Origin of the sequence: Epilithonimonas xixisoli (genome assembly GCF_004365655.1) — a bacterium.
Classification (GTDB): domain Bacteria; phylum Bacteroidota; class Bacteroidia; order Flavobacteriales; family Weeksellaceae; genus Epilithonimonas; species Epilithonimonas xixisoli.
This window is the reverse complement of sequence record NZ_SOEO01000001.1, coordinates 19,272-45,575: the sequence shown is the minus strand read 5'-3', so window position 1 is coordinate 45,575 and position 26,304 is coordinate 19,272. Positions and strand designations below refer to the sequence as shown.

27 protein-coding genes and 2 tRNA genes are annotated in these 26,304 nt (G+C 36.5%); 10 read left to right on the top strand and 19 right to left on the bottom strand.

The genetic code is table 11. The features are described from left to right. Positions 1–47: 47 nt before the first annotated feature. Both B0I22_RS00215 and B0I22_RS00210 read right to left on the bottom strand, forming a co-directional pair. Positions 48–599 (bottom strand): YMGG-like glycine zipper-containing protein, encoded by a 552-nt coding sequence (locus B0I22_RS00215; protein ID WP_133942607.1) that lies wholly within the window; start codon positions 597–599, stop codon positions 48–50. A gap of 226 nt (positions 600–825) precedes the next feature. Continuing rightward, complete coding sequence (locus tag B0I22_RS00210; RefSeq protein ID WP_133942606.1) at positions 826–2,112, bottom strand: adenylosuccinate synthase; 1,287 nt, start codon at positions 2,110–2,112, stop codon at positions 826–828. Positions 2,113–2,614: 502 nt separating this feature from the next. On the opposite strand from B0I22_RS00210, the gene asnB reads away from it, so the two are divergent. Continuing rightward, positions 2,615–4,276 carry an asparagine synthase B gene (gene asnB, locus B0I22_RS00205; protein WP_133942605.1) on the top strand — a complete coding sequence of 554 codons (1,662 nt, stop codon included), beginning with the start codon at positions 2,615–2,617 and terminating at the stop codon, positions 4,274–4,276. 39 nt (positions 4,277–4,315) lie between these two features. On the opposite strand, the gene B0I22_RS00200 is transcribed toward asnB, so the two are convergent. The 3 genes from B0I22_RS00200 to B0I22_RS00190 all read right to left on the bottom strand — a co-directional run bounded on the left by B0I22_RS00200 (position 4,316) and on the right by B0I22_RS00190 (position 7,905). Next, a complete protein-coding gene (locus tag B0I22_RS00200; protein ID WP_133942604.1) occupies positions 4,316–4,780 on the bottom strand; it encodes a hypothetical protein in 465 nt (154 codons plus the stop codon). A gap of 3 nt (positions 4,781–4,783) precedes the next feature. Continuing rightward, entirely contained in the window at positions 4,784–5,164 is a 381-nt protein-coding gene (locus B0I22_RS00195; RefSeq protein ID WP_133942603.1) for a RidA family protein, read from the bottom strand. A gap of 119 nt (positions 5,165–5,283) precedes the next feature. Beyond that, complete coding sequence (locus B0I22_RS00190; RefSeq protein WP_133942602.1) at positions 5,284–7,905, bottom strand: putative LPS assembly protein LptD; 2,622 nt, start codon at positions 7,903–7,905, stop codon at positions 5,284–5,286. A gap of 42 nt (positions 7,906–7,947) precedes the next feature. On the opposite strand from B0I22_RS00190, the gene B0I22_RS00185 reads away from it, so the two are divergent. From B0I22_RS00185 to aroQ, 8 genes are all read left to right on the top strand, one after another. Beyond that, complete coding sequence (locus B0I22_RS00185; protein WP_133942601.1) at positions 7,948–9,231, top strand: N-acetylmuramoyl-L-alanine amidase family protein; 1,284 nt, start codon at positions 7,948–7,950, stop codon at positions 9,229–9,231. Positions 9,232–9,288: 57 nt separating this feature from the next. Next, positions 9,289–9,360: transfer RNA gene (locus tag B0I22_RS00180), tRNA-Glu, on the top strand. A 282-nt stretch (positions 9,361–9,642) separates the two neighbouring features. Continuing rightward, positions 9,643–9,897, top strand: a complete 255-nt coding sequence (rpsT, locus tag B0I22_RS00175; protein WP_034966187.1) for a 30S ribosomal protein S20 — start codon at positions 9,643–9,645, stop codon at positions 9,895–9,897. A 12-nt stretch (positions 9,898–9,909) separates the two neighbouring features. After that, positions 9,910–9,981, top strand: a tRNA-Glu gene (locus B0I22_RS00170). A gap of 115 nt (positions 9,982–10,096) precedes the next feature. Further along, on the top strand, positions 10,097–10,717 hold the full coding sequence (locus B0I22_RS00165) for a hypothetical protein (protein ID WP_133942600.1): 621 nt from the start codon (positions 10,097–10,099) through the stop codon (positions 10,715–10,717). A gap of 4 nt (positions 10,718–10,721) precedes the next feature. Beyond that, complete coding sequence (locus B0I22_RS00160; protein WP_133942599.1) at positions 10,722–11,321, top strand: hypothetical protein; 600 nt, start codon at positions 10,722–10,724, stop codon at positions 11,319–11,321. Positions 11,322–11,391: 70 nt separating this feature from the next. Continuing rightward, positions 11,392–11,730, top strand: coding sequence for a DUF5763 domain-containing protein (locus tag B0I22_RS00155; protein WP_133942598.1), 339 nt, complete (start codon positions 11,392–11,394; stop codon positions 11,728–11,730). A 27-nt stretch (positions 11,731–11,757) separates the two neighbouring features. Next, positions 11,758–12,165 (top strand): type II 3-dehydroquinate dehydratase, encoded by a 408-nt coding sequence (gene aroQ / locus B0I22_RS00150; protein WP_133942597.1) that lies wholly within the window; start codon positions 11,758–11,760, stop codon positions 12,163–12,165. A gap of 61 nt (positions 12,166–12,226) precedes the next feature. Here the strand turns inward: aroQ and B0I22_RS00145 are convergent, their stop codons facing one another. From B0I22_RS00145 to B0I22_RS00090, 12 genes are all read right to left on the bottom strand, one after another. Then, on the bottom strand, positions 12,227–12,718 hold the full coding sequence (locus B0I22_RS00145; RefSeq protein WP_133942596.1) for a hypothetical protein: 492 nt from the start codon (positions 12,716–12,718) through the stop codon (positions 12,227–12,229). Continuing rightward, entirely contained in the window at positions 12,690–14,075 is a 1,386-nt protein-coding gene (locus B0I22_RS00140; protein WP_133942595.1) for a DUF4153 domain-containing protein, read from the bottom strand. Before B0I22_RS00140 ends, B0I22_RS00145 begins: the two co-directional genes overlap by 29 nt. Positions 14,076–14,110: 35 nt before the next feature. Next, on the bottom strand, positions 14,111–14,596 hold the full coding sequence (locus B0I22_RS00135) for a Coq4 family protein (protein WP_133942594.1): 486 nt from the start codon (positions 14,594–14,596) through the stop codon (positions 14,111–14,113). A gap of 10 nt (positions 14,597–14,606) precedes the next feature. After that, positions 14,607–14,897 carry a hypothetical protein gene (locus tag B0I22_RS00130; protein WP_133942593.1) on the bottom strand — a complete coding sequence of 97 codons (291 nt, stop codon included), beginning with the start codon at positions 14,895–14,897 and terminating at the stop codon, positions 14,607–14,609. A gap of 17 nt (positions 14,898–14,914) precedes the next feature. Further along, positions 14,915–15,751, bottom strand: a complete 837-nt coding sequence (locus tag B0I22_RS00125; protein ID WP_133942592.1) for a metallophosphoesterase — start codon at positions 15,749–15,751, stop codon at positions 14,915–14,917. A gap of 57 nt (positions 15,752–15,808) precedes the next feature. After that, a complete protein-coding gene (locus B0I22_RS00120; protein WP_034966172.1) occupies positions 15,809–16,099 on the bottom strand; it encodes a winged helix-turn-helix domain-containing protein in 291 nt (96 codons plus the stop codon). 27 nt (positions 16,100–16,126) lie between these two features. Then, positions 16,127–16,513: a four helix bundle protein gene (locus tag B0I22_RS00115; RefSeq protein WP_133942591.1), complete on the bottom strand. Its 387-nt coding sequence runs from the start codon at positions 16,511–16,513 to the stop codon at positions 16,127–16,129. 44 nt (positions 16,514–16,557) lie between these two features. Further along, a complete protein-coding gene (locus tag B0I22_RS00110; protein ID WP_133942590.1) occupies positions 16,558–17,175 on the bottom strand; it encodes a hypothetical protein in 618 nt (205 codons plus the stop codon). Between the two features lie 131 nt (positions 17,176–17,306). Beyond that, positions 17,307–17,720, bottom strand: coding sequence for a PaaI family thioesterase (locus B0I22_RS00105; protein ID WP_133942589.1), 414 nt, complete (start codon positions 17,718–17,720; stop codon positions 17,307–17,309). Positions 17,721–17,819: 99 nt separating this feature from the next. Continuing rightward, the gene (locus B0I22_RS00100; RefSeq protein WP_133942588.1) at positions 17,820–18,620 is read right to left on the bottom strand and encodes an enoyl-CoA hydratase/isomerase family protein; all 801 of its coding nucleotides are present in this window, start codon (positions 18,618–18,620) and stop codon (positions 17,820–17,822) included. A 137-nt stretch (positions 18,621–18,757) separates the two neighbouring features. Continuing rightward, positions 18,758–19,702 (bottom strand): T9SS type A sorting domain-containing protein, encoded by a 945-nt coding sequence (locus B0I22_RS00095; RefSeq protein ID WP_166668145.1) that lies wholly within the window; start codon positions 19,700–19,702, stop codon positions 18,758–18,760. 175 nt (positions 19,703–19,877) lie between these two features. Then, complete coding sequence (locus B0I22_RS00090; RefSeq protein WP_166668144.1) at positions 19,878–21,338, bottom strand: helix-turn-helix domain-containing protein; 1,461 nt, start codon at positions 21,336–21,338, stop codon at positions 19,878–19,880. A 486-nt stretch (positions 21,339–21,824) separates the two neighbouring features. On the opposite strand from B0I22_RS00090, the gene clpB reads away from it, so the two are divergent. Then, positions 21,825–24,416: an ATP-dependent chaperone ClpB gene (gene clpB / locus B0I22_RS00085; protein WP_133942585.1), complete on the top strand. Its 2,592-nt coding sequence runs from the start codon at positions 21,825–21,827 to the stop codon at positions 24,414–24,416. 99 nt (positions 24,417–24,515) lie between these two features. Here clpB and bamJ read toward each other — a convergent pair whose 3' ends face one another. Together bamJ and B0I22_RS00075 are read right to left on the bottom strand one after the other, a co-directional pair. Beyond that, a complete protein-coding gene (bamJ, locus tag B0I22_RS00080; RefSeq protein WP_133942584.1) occupies positions 24,516–25,226 on the bottom strand; it encodes a BamJ family beta-barrel-assembly machinery protein in 711 nt (236 codons plus the stop codon). A 105-nt stretch (positions 25,227–25,331) separates the two neighbouring features. Then, the gene (locus B0I22_RS00075; protein ID WP_133942583.1) at positions 25,332–26,288 is read right to left on the bottom strand and encodes a hypothetical protein; all 957 of its coding nucleotides are present in this window, start codon (positions 26,286–26,288) and stop codon (positions 25,332–25,334) included. Between the last annotated feature and the right edge of the window lie 16 nt (positions 26,289–26,304).

Genomic DNA, 26,304 nt, shown 5'->3' with positions numbered 1-26,304 from the left:
CTATAAAAATAAGCAATCTTTCGTTGTTAATGTATATATGAAGAAAATTACTTCTGAACTCTTCCAGATTTTCTATCCTCTGCTCTACCAATTGTGTATCCAGTCGCACCACCAGCTACACCACCAATTACAGCGCCCAAACCAGGGTTTTTCTTAGAAATAATTGCACCTGCCGCCGCTCCACCAACGGTTCCAATTACAGTTCCCTTAGCTGCGCCACTCCAGCCTTTTTTCTTGTTGGCAGTGGTTCCTGTAGAACTAGATGCACCAGAATTGGAAGCTACATTGTTATTATTTGAACTGGAGCCCGATGAAGATGAAGAAGAACTTCTTTTAGTTGAAGATTTTCTTGCCACTCGGTTGGCTTCCGCTTTTCGTTCTGCTTCTTTTTCTTCCGTCACTTTATTGAGACTATCTTTTTGTCTTTCGAAATTTATTTTCTCCTTTTCAATCGCCAGTTTTTGTTTTTCTATATCAATTTGTCTGGCTTGATAATCTAATTTTTGCTGTTCAAGAGAAGCAGCCTGGATTTTTTCATCTTTGTTACAAGATGTCAAAATCAATGTTGCTGCGAATCCTGTTAAAAATAACTTTTTCATAAGTAGATATTTTTTTATTAAAGTCTTATGCAATCGCTTTATGTTATTGGTATTAACATTTACAAATCACGGCGATTTCATAACTGTAATTTTTTTTCACAAAAAGTGAATTACTTGAGTTAGTCTTTTCAATTATTATTCCAAAAAATAAAATCGATGTTAATGTTTGTTAAAACAAAAAAGCTTTCCCGAGATGAGAAAGCTTTGTAAAATATATTTTTAAAATCTAGAAAAGTTCTTTTCTAATGATGTTTTGCGAACGCTCTGGCCCCACTGAAACCAAATAAACATTAATGCCTAAATGCTCTTCAATAAATTCGATATATTTTTTTGCATTTGCCGGAAGTTCGTCGTAAGTTCTTGCGTTGGTGATATCTTCATCCCAACCTTCTAACTCTTCGTATTGAGGCTCGTAATCGTACAATTTGGTAGTGGAAGATGTGAAATAATCGATGATTTTCCCGTCTTCTGTTTTATATTTAGTAGCGATTTTCAAAGGATGAATTCCTGTCAGAACGTCTAATTTTGTGATGACTAAATTATTGATTCCATTAATCATACAAGCGTGTTTCAAAGAAACCAAATCCAACCAGCCTGTTCTTCTAGGTCTTCCGGTTGTAGCGCCAAACTCGGCTCCGATTTGTCTGATGTTTTCGCCTAATTCATTGTCCAATTCCGTTGGGAAAGGTCCGTTCCCGACTCTGGTGGTATACGCTTTTGCCACACCAATCAAGTTTTGCAAAGCTGTTGGTGGCACGCCTGCGCCCGTACAAACACCGCCAGTAGATGGTGAAGAGGAAGTCACATAAGGATAAGTTCCGAAATCGATATCCAACATCAATGCTTGCGCACCTTCAAAAAGGATATTTTTTCCGTCTTTGATGGCTTCGTTGATTTCCAATTCTGTGTCAACAATTCTATCTTTCAATCTCTCGCCCAAAGCAATGAATTCCTGATAGATCTCCTCCACATCCAAAGTTGGCTTCTCAAAGTATTTTTCGAAAAGCGAGTTTTTGGTTTTTAAGTTTTTCTCGATTTTCTCACGCAGGATTTCTGGGTTCAGAAGATCAATCATTCGGATTCCAATTCTGGCAATCTTGTCTTCGTAGCAAGGTCCGATTCCTTTTTTCGTGGTTCCAATCTGCGTTCCACCTTGTTCCTCTTCTCTGTAGGTATCCAGCAAAATGTGGTAAGGCATAATGACGTGTGCTCTTCTGCTGATGAAAACGTGATCTGTCTTCATACCTTTGCTTTCAATCTGTTCAATTTCTTTGATGAACGCTTTTGGATTTACCACAACACCGTTTGCAATGATGCACTTTCCTTTGCACTGCAAAACACCGGATGGCAAAAGGTGCAACACGAATTTTTCATCGCCCACATAGACTGTGTGACCCGCATTATCGCCGCCCTGGAAACGGACAACATAGTCAGATTTTGCGGATAAAACATCTGTGATTTTTCCCTTTCCTTCATCTCCATATTGGAGACCTACAACCACGTAAGTTGACATATTTTTTACTTTTTTTAGATTATTGACAAAGTTAAATTATAAAAGTGGCTTAGCAAAATCCTATAAAATAAAAAACCCTCTTACGATGAATAAGAGGGCAAAAACACAAATGATGAAAAAATTATAAATGCATTGCTGCATCTACAATACAATTTTCGTTACAAAAATCGTACAATTTTTACAAATCCCAGCATAAAAGTCAAGTTTTTTTTCAAAAAAATACCTTTAGCCTCGTTTTAAGGATATTAGATGAACAATATTAACTTATGATTGAAAAATACTCATCCTTATTAGTATATGGAAAAGAATTTCTCCTCCATATAATTTTAATTTAAAAAAATCAATGAAAATTAATATTCTGATTCAATAAAAAGAAATTTACACATCAAAAACAGACAATTCACAAAATAATTAAACAAATGGAAAATTTTAGTTTTGATTTTAATTCAATAAACCTATGTTTGCATCATAATTTTAATCAAAACAAAAACATTATAAAAAGATGTGCGGAATTGTATGTGTGTTTGACACTAAACAAAAAAATGAAGTAATAAGACCTCAGATATTAGAAATGTCTAAGAAAATAAGACATCGCGGACCAGACTGGTCGGGAATCTACCAACACGACAATGTGATTTTTTCTCACGAGAGACTGGCAATTGTAGATCCAACTTCTGGCAAGCAACCTTTATTTACAAAAGATGGAAAAGTAGCCCTAGCTGTGAATGGTGAAATCTACAACCACCAGGAATTAAGATCCGAATTTCCAGATTATGAATTCCTGACACAATCCGACTGTGAGGTAATCTTGGCATTATACAGAAGAGACGGAAAAAACTTCCTCGAAAAACTAAATGGAATCTTCGCTTTTGCTTTATATGATGAAGAAAATGACGCTTACCTCATCGGCAGAGATCATATGGGAATTGTTCCTTTATATATGGGTTGGGACAAAAATGGAAGTTTCTACGTTGCATCTGAACTGAAATCTTTGGAAGGCGTTTGCAACAAAATCGAAGAATTCTTGCCAGGACATTTTCTTTACAGCAAAGACGGACAAGAACTTCAACAATGGTACAAAAGAGATTGGACACATTTCGAAAATGTAAAAGATAATGAAACCGACATCGCAGCCATCAGAAAAGGTTTGGAAGATGCAGTCCACAGACAATTGATGAGCGATGTGCCTTATGGCGTTTTACTCTCAGGTGGATTAGATTCATCCATCATCGCTGCTGTGACGGCAAAATACGCAAGACAAAGAATCGAAAGTGGCGACACTCAGGAAGCTTGGTACCCAAGATTACACAGTTTTGCAGTTGGTTTGGAAGGTTCTCCGGATTTGGCAGCGGCAAGAAAAGCGGCGGATCATATCGGATCTGTTCACCACGAAATCAAATATACGGTTCAGGAAGGTTTGGACGCTATCAAAGATGTCATCTATCATTTAGAAACTTATGACGTGACCACAATCCGAGCTTCCACGCCAATGTATCTTTTGGCTAGAGTCATCAAATCTATGGGAATCAAAATGGTACTTTCTGGCGAGGGTTCAGATGAATTGTTCGGAGGTTACCTGTATTTCCACAAAGCGCCATCTGCACAGGCTTTCCACGAAGAAACGGTGAGAAAACTTGGAAAACTTCACCTTTACGATTGTCTTAGAGCGAACAAATCTTTGATGGCTTGGGGAATCGAAGGTAGAGTTCCTTTTCTTGACAAAGAATTTATGGATATTGCGATGAACATTAATCCAAAAGATAAAATGATCACACCGGAACGTATGGAAAAATGGGTTCTTAGAAAAGCATTTGAAGATATTCTTCCGGAAAGCATTGCCTGGAGACAGAAAGAGCAGTTCAGTGATGGTGTTGGCTACTCGTGGATTGATACTTTGAAACAAGTAGCTGAAGATGAAGTGACAGACGAGATGATGGCGAATGCAAGACACAGATTCCCAATCAATGTACCTATGAGCAAAGAAGAATACAGATACAGAACGATTTTCGAAAGTCATTTTCCAAGTGATTCTGCAGCGAGTTGTGTTCCTTCTGTTCCATCTGTGGCTTGTTCTACACCAGTTGCATTGGAATGGGATGAAGCTTTCAAAAACGCCAACGATCCAAGTGGAAGAGCCGTGAAAGTTCACGAGACAGCTTATTAATAAATTAACATAAACTAACTACAAAGAAAAACCACAAGTCTAGGCTTGTGGTTTTTTATTTTTAGCGAGCAGTTGCTTTCTTTGTTTTTCTCTTCTTTTGTAGATGACTTCGGTGATTTTTCCGCCGATCCAGGAAAATGGGAAGAAGACGAGAAAGATGGAAATCTTATAAAAAACAGGATGGTACGGATAGATGATGATATCCAGCATTGCTATAAACAGCATGATGAATCCAATTAAAATGGCGTACGCCACCTTGGCATATTTCACAATCATCGCTGTTACCACACCGCCGAAGGTAACACCCAAACCGCCGAAAAAGAGAAGGGCAATGAAAAATGAATCCTTCTTGTGGACAGATCGGAGCAGGGTTTCCCAATGCTCAAAGGGGGCAAATTCTCTATAGGTAATCCAGTCGGAGTCTATCTTTATCCCCAATGTGATAATGAGAGCGGCAACCACAAGTCCTGCCAAAACACCGATTGTATTTCTAAGAAAATTCATGTCTTAGTCTTTGAAGGCAATCATAGAAATTTCTACATCCACATTTTTCGGAAGACAAGACACTTGCACGGTTTCTCTGGCTGGGTACACGCCACTGTCGAAGTAAGAGGCGTAGATCTCATTCACCACTGCAAAATCGTCCATATTCTTCAGAAATATTGAGGCTTTTACAGCATTATCAAATGTCATTCCAGCTTCCGTAAGGATGGCTTTCAGGTTTTTCATCACTTGATGTGTTTCCTTATCTATGCCTTCTACCAGCTTACCAGTTTCCGGATCTACGGGAATCTGACCAGAGATGTACAAAGTTCCATTAACCAAAGTTGCCTGAGAATAAGGCCCAATTGCAGCCGGAGCTTCTGATGTATGAATGATTTTTTTCATTTCTTATTATTAATTTTTACAAAACTATATAAATTAGATGGAAGTTGGAGGTTTGAGGGTGGAAGTTTTTCTGATTATATTTCAGAACCTCTTTGCTTCTGGCTTCCTGCTTCCGTCCTCTAGAAAGTACTATTTGGCTGGGTAAAACTTCTTTCTTTATATTTCACAGCATCTTTCAGGATGTTGGCTTTGATTCCGATAAAGAAGTCATAAACCTTGTATTGTCCAAACGGCACCCAGTTGAAAGTAATGGTAAAACTACGCTGATCTCTTGCAAACCCAAGACGCGTGTAGCCCAAGTCCTTTCTCTCAATATCATAGTTAGTACTAGCGTTGATGTTCCAATATGGCGTCAGTTTGATGCTCCCATCCAGCCCCAGACTGGCAACTTTGTTCCCCAATCGGGTCAAGCCTCTGGTGTAGGAATAGTTGGCATTGATGTTCAAAGTCCAGGTTGGCGAGTAGTGGGAATAATTGTCATCATCAAAGAAATAATTCTCGTTCCGGATTTCGCCTTTCTTCTTATACTTCTTGGAGCCTTCTTCTTTCTTTCCAAAAATAGCCTCGCTCATAGGATAGGACAACTGAAGATTGAAACCCTGAAGACTGAAGTGCCCAAAGTTCTCTGTTCTGATGCCCGTATTGCTTCCCTCTTGGAACACAATTTCATAAGGCTCTATCGTAAGACTGGTATTGACATTCAGTTTATTATTAAAGAAAGAAGATTGTCCGTTTACAGAGAAGACAGACCATTTGTGTCTTTCTGCCGCGAAGTTGTAGCCTCCGGAGATATTCAGGTTTTCGAAGAATTTTACTTTTTTAACACCCGTAGAATCAGTCTTGGAACGGACTTTCATCTCGAGGTTATTATTAATATTAAATCCTAAACTCTGCGTAAGCCCAGCCGATGGAGCGCCATAAATCCCACCATCGAAGATAGAATAAGGCGTCATCTCACCTCGGGAATTGGCATAATTTCTAAAATAACCCCAGCTCTTCTCCCCAAAATCAGGAGAATAAGTAAAACTAAAACTTGGTGTCACCATATGACGAATGGCGACAATCGGGGATGTTTTGCTAAAGTTTTTCTGCCCATACAAAACAGTCTGCAAACTGGCACTCGTGGAAAATGTGGTGTATCCAGCAATTCCTTTGTTGAACTTGTCTTCTACTTGGTTTACAATCGGATTGTAACTTCTTTCCAGCGTTTTGGTCGTGAGCACATTATCCGCATTGGCTGCTAAACTGAAAGTGAAATATTTTGCTACCGTTGTATTGGTGGACATTGATATATTATTCTTCACACCAGTTTTCAACTCATCCCACATTTCTTTTTTGAAAAGTTTATCTTCTGTGGTATTCACATAGTTGCTAAGTGCCAATCCCGTATTCACGTTGATATTCTCCAAAAGTCCGGTTCTCACGCCTGTTCTCGGTTTGAAAAGATAGAATTGGTTGATCGCTACCGTCATATCCGGCAAGCGGAGATCTGTAACGCCGGTTGCAAAATTCTGGTTGTAGCCCATACTCGCACTTATCGTCACGGGAAGATTCAGGAAACGCTTGGTGACGTTCACTCTGGAAGTCTGCTGCGTATTCAGTACATTCTGGTTGAAGATATAATTGTTATTAACAGTATTATTATAGAACTTACTACTCACAATATCCACACTCGCATTGAAGGTGAAGTAAGGATTAGCCTTGGAATCCTGCGAATGTCGCCACGCAATCCGGAACGTTTTGGTTCTGGAATAGTCATCCAAACCTTTGATTCCGCGTACCGTGTAACCATAGTCTGCGGCAAAGTTTCCGGAGTATCTGTATTTTTTGAGATAATTAAGTTCCGGCTTCAGGTTCCAGCTTCCTTTGGTATAGAGATCCGCTAAAATTTTCAAATCAAAGTGATCGCCAATCGGTTGGTAATATCCCAAACCATTGAGGAAGAATCCAACGTCCTGACGCTCTCCAAAACTTGGAATCAAAATACCAGCAGATCTTTTATCCGAAAAAGGAAGAATTGCAAATGGCATTATCAGCGGTGTCGGAATTTGCTCGATGTACATCTGGATTGGCCCCGTTACAATCTGAGAATTGTCTTTCCCTTTTAATAATTTGATGTTAGGCGCCGACATATGATAATCTGGCAGTGAGTCTTTTTTCTTAAGGAAATATTCATCCGTTGTATAGATTGCTTTCCTCATAAAGAAAACCGAATCATTATATTTCTTTGTTTTCTCTGCGACGATGACACCCTCGCTCTCCTCCGTTCTGGCGTTGAAGGCGATGGCTTGTTTTGTCTTGAAATTGTAAATCACCTCGTTGTACTCGTACTTCTTTCCAGCTTGGGTTGCGATGGCGGGTTTTATAATCCTCCCTTTCTCATCTTGCTCCCCTCGGGCGTAGATTTTCCCTGTCTCCCATTCTATCCTGATATAATCGGCATCTATCTGCATATCCTGATAGATGATTTGCGCTTCTTTATTAAGATAAGTCTGCTTGTTGGAAATGGAAGAACTGCTCCTGTTTTGAGCTTTGGTTTTTACGACATCATCCAATTGTTCTTTGGGGATGATGGTATCTTTCTTTATATTTAAAGAATCTTTGTTGATATTGATAGAATCTCGAACATCATTATTCTTATCAATATTTTGAGGCACAGTTTGTGCTAAAATATTGTTAAAAATTAGGATATTTAAAATTAGTAATATACTTTTGAAAATACTTCGAGCCAATGCAGTCATTCTGAAATTGGGTTCAAAATTAATTAAATTTTAAAGATTAAAATGGTTAGGCTGACACTTTATAATAAATTTTTTTTTCTGTTAATTTTTTTGATTGGTTTTAGCAGTTGTTATTCGCAGAAGAAATTCACTGTAGTATTGGATGCAGGACACGGCGGAAGCGATGTTGGAGCCAACAGAAACTACAGTGACATTGGAACTGTACAGGAAAAAGTAGTAACGCTATCTGTGGTTTTGAAACTTGGACGGATGCTGGAGAAAAATAAAGACTACAAAGTCATCTACACCAGAAAAATAGATGAATACCCATCATTAACTTATAGAACAGATCTTGCCAACCGCAACAAAGCAGATCTTTTCATCTCTGTCCATGTCAACTCCTCGCCCAGCAGAAGTGCTACAGCACAAGGAACAGAAACCTTCGTACAAGGCCCAAATCAAAACAAAGCCAACTTGGATGTTGCCAAAGCAGAGAACGACGTAATCTTTTTGGATGAAAAGGACAAAGAAAATTTTGCATCCTACAATCCCAGCTCACCGGAATCTCTCATCGCCCTTAAAATCCAACAAAGTAAATATCTGGAAGCCAGTTTAACCATTGGTGGAATGATTGAGGATAACTTTGTAAAAAAAGACAAACGACTTTCAAGAGGTGTAAAGCAAGCCAACCTACACGTGTTGAGAATGAACGCAATGCCATCTATCCTGATAGAAACTGGTTTCGTTAATAATTATGACGACGCAAAGTACATCTCCACAGAGGAAGGTCAGCAGGCTATTGCAGAAAGTATCTTCAATGCGATTGTTAATTATAAAAAATTGGTCGATAGAAATGTAAAAGAACCGGAGCCTGAAAAACCAGTGGAGCAACCGCTGAAAAATGATTTCAGAATCTTGCTGATGAGTACGCCCAATAAATACACCGAAAACGATCCAGCATTGAAAGGCTTGAAATACATTCTGCCAATCAAGGAAAACGGAACGTATAAATACTACTATGGAACTACAAATTACGCTTCTATAAGAGATAATAATTTAAAAACCGCCAAAGATTCTGGATTCCGAAATGCAATGGCTATTAGCTTTGTCCCAAATCAAAAGTTAGGAATTGGCTATTATACGTTGGAAGTCTATGCAGGAAAAGAAAAACTGGATTCGAAGTCTATGATTATGAAAACGCTTCCAGACATTGTAAGAAATAAAGAAAATGGTGTTTTCTACTACACTTACGGAAAATTCAAATCGATGGAAGAAGTTATCAACCTGCAAAAAGAGCTGGAAGGAAAAGGCATTATCAATACTGTGATCGAGAAAAAACTGAAATAGACAAAAACATTTGCAAAGCGACGATAAAGTCTTTATTTTTGCAGACCTTAAACGGATGGCCTATTCGTCTAGTGGTTAGGACTCAAGATTTTCTTTCTTGCAACAGCGGTTCGATTCCCCTATAGGCTACTGAATAGATCAAAAAAATGAAAGCTAAAAAAACAGCTTTCATTTTTTTTATTTGAAAATCAAAGCGTTAAAAATAATTTTGAAAAATAATTTTGAATATTAAAAAATAATGCTACTTTTGCACCGCCTTAAAGGAGAAACGAATACAGAAGTATTCAGAATTAAAAGATAAGTCGATCATAGTTTTACTTCAAAAAGGCAACAAATAAATTTTTAAAAAATTTAAAAAAAAGTTTGCAAATTAAAAATTAGTTTTTATCTTTGCACCCACATTTGAACGATATGGCAAATCATAAATCAGCTCTTAAGAGAATTAGACAAAACGAAGTAAGAAGACTTCGTAACAAATATAACCACAAGACTGCAAGAACAGCTTTGAAGACACTTAGAACAGAAGAAAACAAAGCAGTAGCAGTAGAGCAATTACCAAGAGTAATCTCTTTACTTGATAAGTTAGCTAAAAGAAACATTATTCACAAGAATAAAGCTTCTAACTTAAAAAGCAAATTAACTAAGCACGTAAATAGCTTAGCTTAATATAAAGTCCTTGGCCCGTTCGTCTATCGGTTAGGACCTCAGGTTTTCATCCTGGTAAGAGGGGTTCGACTCCCCTACGGGCTACTTAAAAATCCTTAGAATTTTCTAAGGATTTTTTTTGCTTTAAACACAAAATAAGTTTAATCTTCTCTCGTTGATAATTATTAGACTTTAGAGAACTAAAAAAACAAAAACACTTATGTATATACTAATTGTCATTGCACTGATTCTGTTTGTCGTATTTCTAATCAATACTTCTTTGCTAGATGGTTTCCGAGCTAAGAGAGGAAGAACGTTGGAATTTTTCATCTCCATTATTTCGACTTTCATCGGATTCTTTTTTGCACTGAGCCTTAATACGATTCTCACAGACATTAATCAAAAACAAAATCTCGTAAAACTACTAGACGCAACGAATCTTTCTTTGGAAAACAGCGAAATGAAAACCAAAGGAATGTATCTTAATCCTGCAAAAAAAGGGGTCGATGTAGCAGAAATAATTCAATACGCTCCTTTAGAAATTCCGAAACTTTACACCAATCTTGAAACCAATACTTTGGTGAGCGATTATTTTTTGTCTAATGCATTTCAGGCATATATTTTGTGTAATGACAATCTGCAAACTTTTGTAAAAGGCGCCAATGCAGCTAATGCAAGTGCAGAGAAGAAAACAAAGATTCTGGAAAAATATTTTGCGTATCTCAGTCTCGCAAAACAGGTGAATACACTTGAAATCAAAAGACTGAATGGAGACATCTCTGAGTCTGATGAAAACCAAGAGTTGCAAAAATTAACAAAAGAAATAATGAACAATCAATAATACAATGAAAAAAACACTTTTAACATTGGCGCTAGCAGGAATCGTACTGACGGCCAACAGTTGCAAAAAAAATGATGAATCTACAACGAAAATCGATTTCACCCAATCTTATGAAGATGCAGCTCTCGCACTAGCTACAGCTCAAAAAAATTACGAAGAGGCCGTTGCCAGCAATGACCCAGCAAGAATAGAATTAGCGAAAATTGAATTGCAAAAAGCACAAGACAAGTATGTAGAATCCAAAAATGTTTATGTCGCAGAAGGCGGAACAGTGAAGGCTGAATATGAAAATAATCTGGCAACATCTACGCAAATCCTTGGAACTACCGCTTCTGGTGTTGTTGGAAATGTAATCAACAAAACCGATAGCATCATTACGGGAAAAGCAAATGCAGAAATCCAAAATACGGCGAGCGAAGTGAAAGCTAAAGTAAATGCTGAAAAAGCTAAATTGGTAGAAGATGCAAACAAAAAAGTATCTGACGCAAAAGCTGAAGCCGATAAAATAAAAGAGGATTTTAAAAAATCTACCGAAGAAACCAAAAAATCGGCAAATGAAAAGATTGACAAAGCTCAAAAGGATTTAAATAATCTTTTTAAATAAATTGTTGTAAATACCTATCTTTATAAAATCCTTAGAAATTCTAAGGATTTTTATATTATAATTACCTTCTATGAAATCAATTTCTATTCTTTTCTTTCTGTTTAGTTTTGTTTTTGCAAATTCCCAGACGGTTTATTATACACCAAGCGGACAAAAATACCACACAGAAAACTGTCGAATGGTAAAAAATGTTTCCAACAAAACAGACCTTAATTCTGTATTGGAAAGAGGATTGAGCGCCTGTAAAATATGTCAGCCTGTTTCTACTTTAGGCATATCAAGCTCTGGAAAGAAAAAAACTCAAGGAACAGAAGCAACGGTTCAATGTAAAGGCACAACAAAAAGTGGCACGAGGTGCAAACATAAAACGAGCATTGGAAATGGTTACTGCTTTCAACATCAGCCTTAATTTTATATCTTTGAAAAAATATTCTGAATGAAAATCCTCATCATCAACGGACCAAATCTCAATTTACTCGGAACTCGTGAGCCAGAAATCTACGGTTCGGTTTCTATGGAAGATTATCTTTCGGATTTGAAAGACGAATTCAGTGGTGATGATATTTTCTATTATCAATCCAATATTGAAGGCGAGTTGATTAACCGTCTGCAGGAAGACAACTTCGATGCTGTAGTAATTAATCCTGGTGCATTTACACATTATTCTTATGCAATTTCTGATTGTCTTAAGAATATCAATAAACCTAAAGTTGAAGTTCACATCAGCAATATCTACAAACGTGAGGAATTCCGTAAGAAATCTGTGACTGCGGAAAGTTGTGATGCTGTGATTTCTGGTTTTGGGATGAAGGGTTATCGATTGGCGCTTCTTAGTTTGAAGTAGAAGTTAGCGTTTAGAAACTAGATAAATAATAAAAAAGAATCTCAATTGAGATTCTTTTTTATTATTCGATTTTGACAAAGAATTTTCCGACTGGCGATCCATCTGCCATATTATTCTTGGCGAGAATCAGCCAATATTCTCCTTTCAATTTCGTATCATATTCTATAGTTTGGGCAAATGGTCCATCAAAAGAATTATCTGGCATTCTGATTTGGTTGAACCTCACATTCATTGGTGTTTCTGTTTTCAAGTAACCTTTTATTTTAGGTTGATTTACATTTTCCAATCTTAGAATAATTTGATCATTAGGATTGGTAATTTCCAAATTAAGTCTGATTGGCATTTTGGATGCATCAACTGTGATGATATTTTGATTGGATTCTTTCTCTGTTTTTAGAATTGTGGAAAGCGAATCGATAGGTTTTTCAATCGTTGTAATTGTATCCACTTTTGCATCTTTCACTTCCGGTTCCTTTTTACAAGCGACGACAAATAATGGAATTAAAGCCAGATATTTCAAATTATTATTCTTTTTCAATTTTAATAGATTCATAATAAAGTATTTTTGAGAGGAAAGTTTCTTGTTGATAAGATTCTATTCTTTCTGTGAGTTTATTTTTCATTTCGGAATTTCCAGATTTCTCAGCATAATCCAACAAAGTTCTTTCATTATAATTAATGGAAACTAGATGATAATTATCTGCGAAATCTTTTCTTTGAATGTTGTTTGAGGTAATGATTCCGCCCCAATTCACGTAACTGCAAACCAAAATCAAGCCATACGACACCCAAAACATCTTGTTGAAAAGAAACGCATTGGTCTTCTTTTTTTGAATTTTGATGAAGGTAAAAATCAAACCAATCAAAGCCATTGTTAGGAAAGCGTAAACGCCCAAACGTTTGTAAGTCAAACCATAACCGGAAATATATTCCGCGTTTTTGATGAGAGCTGAGAGAACCAAAACGCCATTCAAAACAATCCAAATTTTTGCAGAAATCTTCAAAGTTTTTGCTTTCTCATCAAAATTAAATCCATTTTTAAAGTAAAACAAAATCACAAGAATTGCCATTATGATAGACATTATCACGGCATTCACGCGGTCGCGTGTTTCGGCACTCAAAGTGTCTGCGGATGTTGTGACTTCATAAAACTGTTCATAATTGTAAGTCACAATAAAAATTAAAAGCAAAATATTAAGTGCTGATAATGAGATGAATCCGCTCACTCTTTCGGAATCGATGTCGAGGAAAGAAAAAGTTGGTTTTTCTAATTTGATGATGCCGGAAAAGTCGTCTTTCAAATGGTGATTTTGTTTGAAGATAAATCGGTCAACACCAAAATTCCAGAAAATAAAACCAAAATAGAAACCAATAACAGAAAGAATAATAACTGTCAACGGTTCAAAATCCAACTCAGAATCTCTGAAAAGATTGGCGAAATGGTCACTCCCAAAAGAATAAATAAAGAAGAAAATCGCCACAAATAATCCGGGAATCAAAACAAAAGTGATGAATTTTTTGGCAAAGCTTTTCCCTTCTGTGGGTTTCTCATACCATTGTTCCGTGTTGAAAACTCTTCCCAGAAATGAAAAAAGATTGATTAATAAAACTTCGATGTAAAGAAAAGGTTTCAATCTCGGATAAGTTCCTCTGAACCTCAATAAAAAAACGGAGACAAAAACTGCTACAAAAGAAATGGCATCGCCAAACCAAGCAAACGCAAAGGATGAAAAAATGGAAGTAACGAAAAGCGTCAGAAATGTTTTGTCACGCAAATCTGATTTGGTTTGAGTGAAAGTTAAAATGCTCAGGAATATTCCAAAAATTCCGAGATTGAGTGCGATATATTCCTTGTAAAATAAAATGATAACCGCTAAAACTGTGATGAAGATTAAGTGATGTTTTTTCATAATTATAAATGTTTTATTAATTTAAATAGTGAAGTCTAATAGAAAACTGGTGTTTGTTTTTGGTAAACAAAATCTCTGATGTTCTCAAAATTGTGGGAGAGCAATTTCTCAAAATCCCAATAGTAGAAAGACCTCATACACTTCCCTTTCTTATATGCCTGCATATAAATTTTGAAATATTCCGGAAGAATGAGACTTCCCAAAAAGATAGAAGCCAGAAGATGCGCATTCATTTTTCCATTGCCGAGCAGTAAGAATTGCATTGCGACTTCTTCTTCGAACCTGGTTCCACAATCCGTAAGCAAATGATGAACATCGTGATTTTCCATTTTAGGAATCATCGTAAAACCGTGCTTTTTGTAGAATTCGCCAAGTTTTCTTCCAAGCGTATCTTCCTCGAAATCCAAGAGTTGTTGTTGGGAAAATGCCCATTGTCTTTTCTTTTTCTTAAAATATTTCCTGTAAAGTTTTTGTGTGTTGTCATAAACAAAAAGCAGAAATTGAACGCGATTTTTTTTCATAATTTTTATTTTAAATTGATATTCCGATGTAGAAATAGAGAATGGCAATGGGAATATTGATGAGTAAAATCATTGCAGATTTAATGGCTTCGGTTGTATATTTTGGAGCGAAAACCCCAAATAAGATTAATCCAAAAAACGCAATAAGATTGACGATTGTCCCATACATCAAAAGCAAAAAACCACCAACTTGAAATGCGCCTTCGCGAGAAAAAATGTAACCAAAGAGACAGACATTTCCTAAGATAAATGAGAGCCAAAACAGAAACTTCCCAATGTGTAGAATTTTAAAATTTTCCATAAGTGTTGATTTTAATATTAAATAGATTTCATAGTAAAAATTGTAATCTCCGGTCTGCAATTGAATCTGACTTGGTAAGAATGTCCCAACGCTCGATTGATGTAGAGCATCCGTCCATCGTCCAAATCGATGATTCCGGAAGTGTATTCTCGGTTTTTCACGGGCAGAATTAATGGCGGAAGAAATGGCGGTTTGCATTGTCCTCCGTGTGTATGTCCGGAGAGAATCCAACCTTTGTAACCGTTCCAAACATCCAAATCGCAAACGTCGGGATTGTGACAAAGGACGAGATTGGCTTCATCAGGATTGATGGTTGTGGTTAGATTTTCTGGGTGGAAATTCATTCCCCATAATTCTTCGAAACCATAAATATTGAGTCCGGAAATATCTGCTTTCTCATCTCGAAGCATTTGTATTTTGGAATCTGTCAGTATTTTTGAGATTTCATCGGCGACATATTCTTCTTTCCAATTCGATCCATAATCGTGGTTTCCGAGAATTGCGATTGTTCCGAGAGTTCCGAGAACGGCTTCTTTCATTACGATTTTCAGTTGTTCAAATTGTTCGGGATTATCTTCCCAACAAACAAAATCTCCGGTGTAAACCACAATGTCTGGCTTGTAAGATTTTGCTTTTTGGAAGGAATCAATCAGGAAATTATAATCGAAACGATTTCCGACGTGCAAATCTGAAATCTGCATCAGGACTTTATTGTGAAGTTTTGAAGGCAGATTTTTAATTGGTAAATCCTGATGAACAAACTCCAGCCAAAACGGCTCGACTTGCCAACTGTAGAATAATGACAATCCTGCCGTTGCTAAAAAAGATTTGATTATAAATTCTTTTCGATTCATTTTTTATATTGTAAAGTTCTTTGAATTACAAAGTTAATTTTCAAAAAAAATCGGGAGTTATCGTCCCAACAATTTTTCCAGATTATTGATATGTTCTGTGAACGCATCTCTTCCCTTTTGCGTCACGCGATAGGATGTTCGCGGTTTTTTGCCGACGAATTCCTTTTTCACTTCGATGTATTCTGCTTTTTCCAGCGCTGTGCTATGGCTGGCGAGATTTCCGTCGGTGGCGCTGAGAAGGTTTTTCATTTCAGTAAAATCAACCCAATCGTTGACCATAAGAACGGACATAATGCCCAATCTTACACGACTTTCGAATTCTTTGTTGAGTTGATTGATGTTTAACATTAGTTGACTAGTTATCCAGTAGGATAGTTAATTAGTTTGATTATTTTGATGGAAGTTATTTATAGATTTTTTATACCCATTTATCAGTTTACTTACTTCTTCAGCATCTGAGGTTAGTTTATCAAAATTGTTTAAAGATATATAATTAAGGTCTTTTGCTAAGATTAAATAATATTTGACTTCTTCTAATGAACCTTCGGAATGCGATAGAAAATTAATTTTATTTGGTAAAGTCTTTTTCTTAAACCCTTCAGCGATATTAGCAGGAATGGAAACTGATGCACGCCTAATCTGACTTGTCAATGCATAAATTTCTTTTTTAGGAAAACCAACTGTGACAGAATAAATCTCAAGAACAAACTGGTGTGATTTCTGCCATACTATCAAATCCTTAAAAGACAATATTATTCCCATAAATAAAAACTAATTAACTAAAAAACTGACAAACTAAAAAACGATTAATCGTATTTCCGATACATTAAAATCCCATAAAAAATATGCAAAAATCCAAATCCAATCGCCCAAAATACCAATCCCCAACCAAGCCAGAATAAAGCGATAATCCCAAGAACTACTTCGCAAATTCCAAGATATTTGACGTCGCTCAACGTATATCGTTCTGCATTAATCAAAGCTAATCCATAAAAAATAAGCATTGCTGGCGCAATCATTGGAAAAAAGTGATGATACCAAAGTGCCAAGCAAAAAAATCCACCTGCTATCAAAGGAATTGCAAAATTTGCCAATAATTTTTTTGTGATAGAATCCCAGATTTTCAGATTCTTCTTTTTGCTCTTTCTTGCGGTGAAAATATATCCACTAGAAATGGCTAAAACCAAAATCACCAAAGCGACAAAAAATAACTCCTTTGCTAATGATGGCGTGTAAATATTCCTTTCGCCATCAAAGTAATCGATGCCCTCTCTCTGGAAAACGAAATAAACATAGACGGAACCGAGCAACGCCACGATTCCTGCAATAACGCCAGACAAACCACTCAATGAAATAAATCTTGAACTGCGTTCCATCATCTGACGGATGTGCGCCAACTCTTCCTGATAATTTTTCGATTCCATAAAAAGAACTTTGAATTACAAAGCTACAATTTATTTTAAAACTCCAAAATTTATTTTGAAGTTTTTCATAATAATTGTCATCGAGATTTAAAAAAATTGTCATCCTGAGGCTCTCGAAGGATTCCAAAGATTTATAATTCCGTCACTTTCTTCCCAATTTTATAAACTGTTCCGCGGAAACCAGCAACAACTTCATCATTTTGATTTTTGATTGTGATGTCATAGACCGCTGTTTTTCTTGTGTCTGTGAGCAAAATACTTTCGGCGGTCAAAACATCGCCATCTCGCACGGCTTTTGTGAAATTAATATAACAATTGAGCGCAACCGCTGCTTCGCCAGAATTATTGGAAGAAAAAGCCAAAGCCGAATCTGCAAAAGCGAACGTCACACCGCCGTGAACAGTTCCCAAACCATTAATCATTTCAGGTTTTACAGGCATTTTTAGAAAGCAATAATTTTCTTTGATGTCGATGAGTTCAATTCCCATCCATTGAGAAAACAGGTCTTTCCCGAACATAAATTCGGCAGTTTCTTTCGGAGTCATATAAGATATAAATGATATTGATTTAGGATGGAAGCTTGGAGATGGAAGCTGGAAGAGAAAAATACTCTCAAATTCTCCCACACTCAAACTCCAATTTCTTTATTTCCCTTTGTAATTTGGTAAACGTTTTTCGATAAAAGCGGTAACACCTTCGCGGAAATCTTCTGTCTCAGCCGCATCTTGCTGGATGATGGATTCAAAATCCAACTGCTCTTTTAAAGTAAAATCGTAAGATTTGTTGAAGGCTTTCTTTGTAAGATATAGTGCTGTTGTTGCAGAATGAGATAATTGCGTAAGAATTTCCATCGATTTTTCCACGAATTCAGAATCTCGGAAAACGTCGGCAACCAAGCCCATTTTTTTAGCTTCGGGTGCAGGTACTTTTTTTCCTGTGAAAGAGAGATAACTCGCCAATTGCTTCCCAACTAATTTCGGTAAAAAGTAAGTTCCCGCAGTATCTGGAATCAAACCGATATTAGCAAAAGCGAAAGAAAAATAAGAGCTTTCAACCGCCAAAGTGAAATCACAAATCGAAGCCAACATTGCACCAGCACCAACAGCAGGACCATTGACCAAAGCAATCACAGGCTTCCTACACTTCACAATTTCCAAAACCAAAGGATTGTAATATTCTATCACAAAACGCTGTATGGCGCGGTCGTCATCGTCTTCACCAAAACTCAACGCTTCTTTCAGATTTTGTCCAGCACAAAACGCTTTTCCTTTGCCGGCAATCGCAACGCAACGCACATTCTCGTCATTGCTGAATTTGTGAACCGCATCTCTCAATTCGCCCAACATTACCTTCGTCAAACTGTTGTAACTTTCTGGCTGATTGAGATAAATCAATTGTAATTTTCCTTCGAATTGGGCGTCTATTTCTATTTGTGTGTAATTCATTTTACATAATTATTGTTAGATGCAATTTAATGTATTTTATTGAAAGTGCCGGAGAAACTCTTATTCTGAAAATAACAACAAAAACCCGCCTGATGAAAAATCCACCAAACGGGTTCAATTAAATTTAAAAATATGAATTACTTTTTGATTAACTTATTGGTTAAGGTAATGTTGGAAGACATTTTGGTTTTGATGATGTAAACGCCTTTTGTCAAATCTTGAACATCCACTTTTGAACGATCTCCGTTTAATGTTTTTACCAATTTCCCAGTCGCATCGAAGATATTAACAGAAACAATTTTCATCGATTCCAAGTTTTTGTACTCGAAATGCGCTTGCGCTGGATTTGGGTAAATGTCAACTTTCGATTTGAAATTGGCATCACCAACATTCAGGAAGTCACATTCTGCATTCAACTCGTACAATGCTTCCTGATTCAAAAGTTGAAACCAGCCATAAGCATCTGCACCCATCGCAATACTTTCGCCTACAACTCCTTCTCCCGTAAGATAATGTGCCGTAATGGACCAAGCATTTGCGTCAGATTTTGTGCTCATCCAGATTCTTCCGTCAGACATTGTACCGTTCAAAACAATTGGATTTTGAAGCTTGATTTTTATTTTTCTAATGACAAACTCGTGCAAAGGTTCGTAGCCAACTTCCTCGAAGGATTCAATACTGCTGTCTGTTACGGTTAAGATTTGTTGATTGGGAATATTTCTCCTTGGATCTTCCGGATCTTCTGGCGTAGAAAGAATGTTGTCGTAAAAGATAAAATTTACAAAAGTTGGCACTTCCTTACTCGCCAAGGTCACGACAATACTGTTGATTTTAATAGTTTGGTTTGATGCAAGTGGAATATCCACCGCTGCTTTCTGTCCGCCAGCTCCGATAATGAAGACGCCGTTTTCTTCGTCCGTGTCATTTATGACAACTGTGTTACAAGTTTCAGCTTTCTGGGCTGTTTTGTTGGACTGACTAACTCTTGTGGAAGAATCTGAGAACGATCTCCCGAAACCCAAGCTTTGCGAATACATCATTACAGATCCCACTGTCGATAAAAAAAATACAATTTTCTTCATAATTAATTTTTTAAGATTTAATAATTTTTGTTGTGATAATACCATCAATTAGAATCATTAATTATTCTATTGATGAAGTAAATGTATATACTTTAAGAATCAAAAAATAGTGTTTGTCTTTCGAAATATCATATTTCACAAGACAAAAAGCATTATTAAAAATCAGAAAATCAAGCTATTGAATATTTTTAAGTTTTTGGTCTGCCTCGCGAAGAAATGCGGACGGAGAAATGCCAGTCACGTTTTTGAAAACAGTCGTAAATGAACTATGAGAAGAAAAGCCAGCTTCTTCTGCCAAGTAACTTATTTTATAATTAAGGAATTCCGGCCGTTCGAGAATCTGTTTGCAGATATAATTGATGCGAAGATCATTGATATAATTATTGAAGTTTTTCTCCTTGTTTTTTTTAATGGTTTCGGAGAGATACGTTGGATTCGTTTTGAACATCACCGCCAAACTTGCAACTGTGAGTTTTGAGTTGGTGAATTTCGCTGATTCTTCAAACTTACTTAATTTTTCAAGAATCATAGTTTCCGCAGAACTCGGAATAGAGAACGCTACTTTTTCCTTTTCTTCAATTTCCGGCTGAACAATTTCTTGAGGTTCAAAAGTTTCCTTAATCTCATTTTTTTCAAGATTCAAAATAAAATTTTGATAGATCAGTTTCTCTTTTTTTCTTTTTTGATTGATGAAGAAAATCGAAATTCCACCAATTAGAATTAAAAATCCACAACCAAAAATCAACAGTCGATTATGTCCTTCTTTATCAGAAATTTTATCCAAAAGACTTTTTTGTTCAATGGTTGTCGCGGTATTGATGGCTTTCAGATTATTATCTTTCACATCAGGCTCAAGCTCCAAAAGTTTTTCAGAATACTCGATGTACTTTTCTTGATTGTTCAAAGTTTTATAGGACGCAATCAGCTTTTTGTACATATCCGCTTTCAATCGATTATCTTTAAAAGCATCTTCTTTCAAAACCACTTCCAAAGAATCAATTGCCCTTTGATGTTGGTTTTCATTGGCGTAAACTTTAGCTAAAGTGTTGTAAATAAAATATTTAAACTCCTTATTTTCATTATCCCGAATGATCAAGGCTTTGTTAAGAAAATATTCTGCCGAATCATTTTGTTTGAGATAAGCGTAAGAAACGCCCAAATTGTAAAACGCTCTCCGAAATTGAAAAATGTTCTTCTTGCTTGGACTTCCGATATTCCCCAAAAACTTCAAAGCTTTTTGATAATGTTTTTTTGCAACAAGGAAATTTTCTTTGTCTGCCTCAAGATTTCCATATTCGATGTACAATCTTGCAGTCAGAAAATTCTTTTCGTAGCCATTTGGTAGCTTATTAACCTGTTGTTTTGATAAGTCTAAATATGGTTTTATTTTATCAGGGAAATTCAGAAATGAATACTGATTTGCGATGGAACCGTAGATTTTCGCCATCAAACTTGGATTATCCAATTTCTCAGCAATCTCCTTCGCTTTGAAAAGCATTTCGGTGGACTTTGCAAAATCTGGCTTTTTGATTTTCAGATAAGCATCTGCCATTTTCATTCGAACATCAAATTTATCTTCTTCGGAAATGGGTTGTTCCAATTTCTTGATGCTTTGTTCGATAATTAATTCGGGCAAAATTTTATTTTTATCAAAGGTTTCATTCCCAGACAAGTCTTCTTGATTTTGTTTTTGAGCAGAACAAAATATCAGCGAACAAAAAGTCATCAAAAAAATTACAAGACGAGTCAATTTCAGATTTTATAAACTCAAATTTATGAATAAAAAGTGCTAAATAAATGGGCAACAAAATTTGATTGAGTAAAAATCATTACCAAATTGACAATCATTTTTAATCTAATTATTTAATTTTCGGAAATTTTGTCGTTTCGATTTTAATTAAAATTCAATTATTCGGAAATTTTGTCTGATAATTTTAAAAATTCAACAAAAGAATACTTTTTGCGATAAGCTATTCGAATTAAATAATTGATAAAGCATTAAGAGAGTCAACCTCAAAAATTACTTTCTTAATGTTTTTTAAAACTGAAAATTGAACAGAATTTGATACAGATTTTTAATAACTAATCTTATAATTCTTTAATCATTTAATACCAAAATAATATGAACTTAAACCAATATACAGTAAAATCACAAGAAGCCATCCAAGCCGCGCAACAAGTGGCAATGGAATTTGGCAACCAGCAAATAGAACCTCAACATCTTCTGGAAGGAATCTTTCAGGTGGATGAAAATATATCGCCTTTCTTACTCAAAAAAGCGGAAGCAGATTCCACTTTGGTAAGAGAGCGAAATCGTGAAAACCTCGAAAGACTTCCGAAAGTACAAGGCGGAAATATTTACCTTTCTCAATCAGCGAACAAAGTTTTGTTGGACGCTCCAAACATCGCCAAAAAAATGGGTGATGAATTTGTAACCATCGAACATCTTTGGCTTTCACTTTTAGAAACAAATTCTGAAGTTTCGAAAATGCTGAAAGATATGGGTGTAACCAAAAGTCTTCTGGAAGGCGGAATCAAAGAATTAAGAAAAGGCTCGAAAGCAACTTCTGCAAGTTCGGAAGAAACGTATCAATCCTTAAATAAATACGCTAAAAATTTCAACGAACTTGCTGCAGAAGGGAAATTGGACCCAGTAATCGGGCGTGATGAAGAAATCAGAAGAGTTTTGCAGATTCTTTCGAGAAGAACGAAGAACAATCCGATTTTGATTGGTGAGCCGGGCGTTGGTAAAACTGCAATTGCAGAAGGAATTGCGCACAGAATCATCAATGGAGACGTTCCTGAAAATCTGCAAGATAAAACTTTGTATTCTTTGGATATGGGAGCTTTGATCGCCGGTGCAAAATACAAAGGTGAGTTCGAAGAACGTTTGAAATCTGTCGTGAATGAAGTAATCAAATCAGACGGGCAAATCATTCTTTTCATCGACGAAATCCATACTTTGGTGGGAGCCGGAGGTGGAGAAGGTGCGATGGATGCAGCAAACATCCTAAAACCAGCCTTGGCAAGAGGCGAACTGCGAGCAATCGGTGCAACCACTTTGAATGAATATCAAAAATATTTCGAAAAGGATAAAGCCTTAGAAAGACGCTTCCAAAAAGTAATGGTGGAAGAACCAGATACTGAATCTGCAATTTCTATTCTCCGTGGAATTAAAGATAAATATGAAGCGCATCACAAAGTTAGAATCAAAGATGAAGCGATTATTGCGGCAGTGGAAATGTCTCAGCGATATATTTCAGACCGATTTTTACCGGACAAGGCGATTGATTTGATTGATGAAGCTTCAGCCAAATTGAGAATGGAAATCAATTCAAAACCTGAAGAACTGGACGTTCTCGACAGAAAACTGATGCAGATGGAAATTGAGTTGGCGGCCATTTCGAGAGAAGGAAGTCAGACCAAAATCGACCATTTAAAAGAAGATATTTCAAAAATTTCTGAAGAAAGAAATGAAATCAATGCCAAATGGCTGAAAGAAAAACAAAAATCTGAAGATTTAACCCAGATTAAAAAAGATATTGAATCCTTAAAACTCGAAGCTGAAAGAGCTTCAAGAGCAGGAGATTACGCCAAAGTTGCTGAAATTCAGTACGGAAAAATCAAAGAGAAAGAAGATGCTTTGCAGAAACTCGAACTGGAAATGCAAAACCATCAGAATGAATTGATTAAGGAAGAAGTAACTGCCGAAAATATCTCAGAAGTTATCGGAAAATGGACGGGAATTCCAGTTACGAAGTTGCTTCAATCTGAAAGAGAAAAATTATTGCATCTGGAAACCGAACTTCATCACAGGGTTGTGGGTCAGGAAGAGGCGATAGAAGCAGTTGCAGATGCCATCAGAAGAAACAGAGCGGGCTTGAGTGATGAGAAAAAACCAATCGGAAGTTTCTTATTCTTAGGAACAACCGGAGTTGGTAAAACCGAGCTGGCAAAGGCTTTAGCCGAATTTTTATTCGACGACGAAAACAACATGATGAGAATTGATATGAGTGAATATCAGGAAAGACATTCCGTTTCAAGATTGGTCGGTGCGCCTCCGGGATATGTTGGTTACGATGAAGGTGGACAACTGACGGAAGCTGTGCGAAGAAGACCTTACTCAGTGGTGCTTTTGGATGAAATTGAAAAAGCGCATCCGGATGTTTTCAACACCTTATTACAGGTTTTAGATGACGGAAGATTGACCGATAATAAAGGTCGTGTGGTGAATTTCAAAAACTCGATTATCATTATGACTTCGAATCTCGGTTCGCATATTATTCAGGAGAATTTTGAGAATATTACCGAGGAAAATCAGGATGAAATTGTCGATAAAACAAAAATTCAGGTTTTTGATTTGTTGAAACAGACTCTTCGTCCGGAATTTCTTAACAGGATTGATGAAACGGTGTTGTTCCAGCCTTTAAGAAAAAAAGAAATCGGAAAAATCGTTCAGTATCAGTTGAGAGGCTTCAACGATATGCTTGCAAAGAGAAATATCATTATGACCGCAACACAGGACGCTTTGAATTATTTAACCAACAAAGGTTATGACCCTGTTTTTGGAGCAAGACCTTTGAAAAGAGTGATTCAGCAAGAAGTTTTAAACAAATTATCAAAAGAAATCCTTGCAGGAACCGTGAATGACGGCGACAGAATTACCTTGGATTATTTTGAAGAGACAGGTTTGGTTTTTAGACCGGTGGAATAAGTTAAGTTAAATTTTTCTTCATATTAAATACTATTTTAAACAAGAAAACCTCAGCTATACTTTAGCTGAGGTTTTTGATTTTTATCGAATTGATAAGCCTTATTTTATATTCACCAATTCTACATCAAAGATAATTGTTGCTCCTCCAGGAATTGCATCTCCAGCGCCTTGGTCTCCATAAGCCAATTCGGATGGAATGTAAAATCTGTATTTGGAACCTTTGCTCATCAATTGAATTCCTTCTGTCCAACCTGCGATTACAGATCCCAGATTGATGTCCATTGGTGCGCCACCATTTTTATCGGTAGAATCGAAAACAATTCCGTCCAATAGTTTTCCGGTGTATTTTACTTGAACAACGTCTGTTGCTTTTGGTTTTGTTTTACCGTCACCTTCTTGTAGAACTTCATACTGCAAGCCTGAGGCTGTGGTTTTCACTTTTGGATTGCTTTTATTTTTCGCAAGGAATTCCAGACCTTTTTTCTTATTTTCAGAGCCTTGCGCATTTGCCTCAGATTGTTTCTTTTGATGTTGCTTCATCATAAAATCTTGCATAAAGCTGTTCATCTCTTCTGCTGGCAACATTTTTTTCTTCGTGCTGTCCAATTCTTCTTTGATACCTTGAGCCAGAAGTTCTGCATCAACTTTAAAACCTTCTTGTTTCATATTTTGAGCGATACTCATTCCTATGTAATAAGACGCTTTTTGCTCATCTGTGTATTTGCTGTCGTCTTTTTTATCGCCTTCCTTAGCACAAGAAATAATACTGAGCGCGGCTACGCAAAACAATGCGATGGTTTGTCTTTTCATTTTATAATTTTATGATTAATGAATTAATGGCTGCAAAGCTATCATTAATAAAAGAAACTTTCCTGATAGAATGAATTTTTCTAATGTAGATTTTCAAATTAAATTCTAAGATTCCGAAATCATCTTATCCAAATCCAAAAGCAGATAATTGATATTCTGATTGATGGTCCTAGTCGCGGATTGCATTTGGTTCAACATCGAGGCACGATTCTGCAAATCCGATGAGCGATAGTAGCCACCAGTTCCAAAATTCACAGATTTGTTCGCAGAATCTTCATCATTATCAAACTGATAATTAATCCATCTCTGCTTCATATTCTGAATAATCGAATGTTCCCGATTCCCCGTGAATTTTTTCTCCGTGTACATATACCAAATAAAAGGCGGAAAATTATGAGATTGTAATTTCTGTTCCCAAATATCCTTCAACAAATTCCTTTCGTGAATGAATTCCACTTTTTTCCCTTTCGGATTGAAAGTTGCCAAACCAAGACCAGCTCCCAAAAGTCCACCGCCAATACTCACTATGTTTTCTGCATTGTCATTTTTGATAATCCCGCTCGCAACCGAAGTTACCGCACCTGTGATGATGGAGAAAAGAATCAGCTTGTTGTTATTGTTGCTATTGATATTATCCACATAATTCGCCATTTGCGCCACGCGTTCGCCTTCGCAATCAAACTCCGCCGCAACCGCATCCAATTCCGTGAGTGAAATACTGATTTTACTGTTGATTTTTGTTTTGAGTTGAAGCACTTTCACCTGAGCTTCCAAAGAACCATCTTTTTTATATTTCAAAATATCTTCCACTTCATCAATACTTTTCAATGCATTCAGAATCAGAATACTTTGGTCAGAAAAATAAGTTTTCAAATGACTGTTCGCCAACAAAATAGAATCTGAGTTGTACGACGGTAATTTTTGAGAATAATTGTACTGCAACGGCGCTTTGCAATAGCTGTCACGCAAGGTCAGGATATTCTGCTGAAGTGTTTTCGTCTTGTTGGAAACGCAGGAAACCAGCATCGAAACAGCAACAATTAATAAAAATACTTTTTTCATTGGTGTTAAATTTTGA

What these genes read in the sequence shown, in the direction of transcription:
- B0I22_RS00215 (WP_133942607.1), bottom strand. Translation starts at nt 599, where the DNA reads ATGAAAAAGTTATTTTTAACAGGATTCGCAGCAACATTGATTTTGACA.
- B0I22_RS00210 (WP_133942606.1), bottom strand. Translation starts at nt 2,112, where the DNA reads ATGTCAACTTACGTGGTTGTAGGTCTCCAATATGGAGATGAAGGAAAG.
- asnB (WP_133942605.1), top strand. Translation starts at nt 2,615, where the DNA reads ATGTGCGGAATTGTATGTGTGTTTGACACTAAACAAAAAAATGAAGTA.
- B0I22_RS00200 (WP_133942604.1), bottom strand. Translation starts at nt 4,780, where the DNA reads ATGAATTTTCTTAGAAATACAATCGGTGTTTTGGCAGGACTTGTGGTT.
- B0I22_RS00195 (WP_133942603.1), bottom strand. Translation starts at nt 5,164, where the DNA reads ATGAAAAAAATCATTCATACATCAGAAGCTCCGGCTGCAATTGGGCCT.
- B0I22_RS00190 (WP_133942602.1), bottom strand. Translation starts at nt 7,905, where the DNA reads ATGACTGCATTGGCTCGAAGTATTTTCAAAAGTATATTACTAATTTTA.
- B0I22_RS00185 (WP_133942601.1), top strand. Translation starts at nt 7,948, where the DNA reads ATGGTTAGGCTGACACTTTATAATAAATTTTTTTTTCTGTTAATTTTT.
- rpsT (WP_034966187.1), top strand. Translation starts at nt 9,643, where the DNA reads ATGGCAAATCATAAATCAGCTCTTAAGAGAATTAGACAAAACGAAGTA.
- B0I22_RS00165 (WP_133942600.1), top strand. Translation starts at nt 10,097, where the DNA reads ATGTATATACTAATTGTCATTGCACTGATTCTGTTTGTCGTATTTCTA.
- B0I22_RS00160 (WP_133942599.1), top strand. Translation starts at nt 10,722, where the DNA reads ATGAAAAAAACACTTTTAACATTGGCGCTAGCAGGAATCGTACTGACG.
- B0I22_RS00155 (WP_133942598.1), top strand. Translation starts at nt 11,392, where the DNA reads ATGAAATCAATTTCTATTCTTTTCTTTCTGTTTAGTTTTGTTTTTGCA.
- aroQ (WP_133942597.1), top strand. Translation starts at nt 11,758, where the DNA reads ATGAAAATCCTCATCATCAACGGACCAAATCTCAATTTACTCGGAACT.
- B0I22_RS00145 (WP_133942596.1), bottom strand. Translation starts at nt 12,718, where the DNA reads ATGAATCTATTAAAATTGAAAAAGAATAATAATTTGAAATATCTGGCT.
- B0I22_RS00140 (WP_133942595.1), bottom strand. Translation starts at nt 14,075, where the DNA reads ATGAAAAAACATCACTTAATCTTCATCACAGTTTTAGCGGTTATCATT.
- B0I22_RS00135 (WP_133942594.1), bottom strand. Translation starts at nt 14,596, where the DNA reads ATGAAAAAAAATCGCGTTCAATTTCTGCTTTTTGTTTATGACAACACA.
- B0I22_RS00130 (WP_133942593.1), bottom strand. Translation starts at nt 14,897, where the DNA reads ATGGAAAATTTTAAAATTCTACACATTGGGAAGTTTCTGTTTTGGCTC.
- B0I22_RS00125 (WP_133942592.1), bottom strand. Translation starts at nt 15,751, where the DNA reads ATGAATCGAAAAGAATTTATAATCAAATCTTTTTTAGCAACGGCAGGA.
- B0I22_RS00120 (WP_034966172.1), bottom strand. Translation starts at nt 16,099, where the DNA reads ATGTTAAACATCAATCAACTCAACAAAGAATTCGAAAGTCGTGTAAGA.
- B0I22_RS00115 (WP_133942591.1), bottom strand. Translation starts at nt 16,513, where the DNA reads ATGGGAATAATATTGTCTTTTAAGGATTTGATAGTATGGCAGAAATCA.
- B0I22_RS00110 (WP_133942590.1), bottom strand. Translation starts at nt 17,175, where the DNA reads ATGGAATCGAAAAATTATCAGGAAGAGTTGGCGCACATCCGTCAGATG.
- B0I22_RS00105 (WP_133942589.1), bottom strand. Translation starts at nt 17,720, where the DNA reads ATGACTCCGAAAGAAACTGCCGAATTTATGTTCGGGAAAGACCTGTTT.
- B0I22_RS00100 (WP_133942588.1), bottom strand. Translation starts at nt 18,620, where the DNA reads ATGAATTACACACAAATAGAAATAGACGCCCAATTCGAAGGAAAATTA.
- B0I22_RS00095 (WP_166668145.1), bottom strand. Translation starts at nt 19,702, where the DNA reads ATGAAGAAAATTGTATTTTTTTTATCGACAGTGGGATCTGTAATGATG.
- clpB (WP_133942585.1), top strand. Translation starts at nt 21,825, where the DNA reads ATGAACTTAAACCAATATACAGTAAAATCACAAGAAGCCATCCAAGCC.
- bamJ (WP_133942584.1), bottom strand. Translation starts at nt 25,226, where the DNA reads ATGAAAAGACAAACCATCGCATTGTTTTGCGTAGCCGCGCTCAGTATT.
- B0I22_RS00075 (WP_133942583.1), bottom strand. Translation starts at nt 26,288, where the DNA reads ATGAAAAAAGTATTTTTATTAATTGTTGCTGTTTCGATGCTGGTTTCC.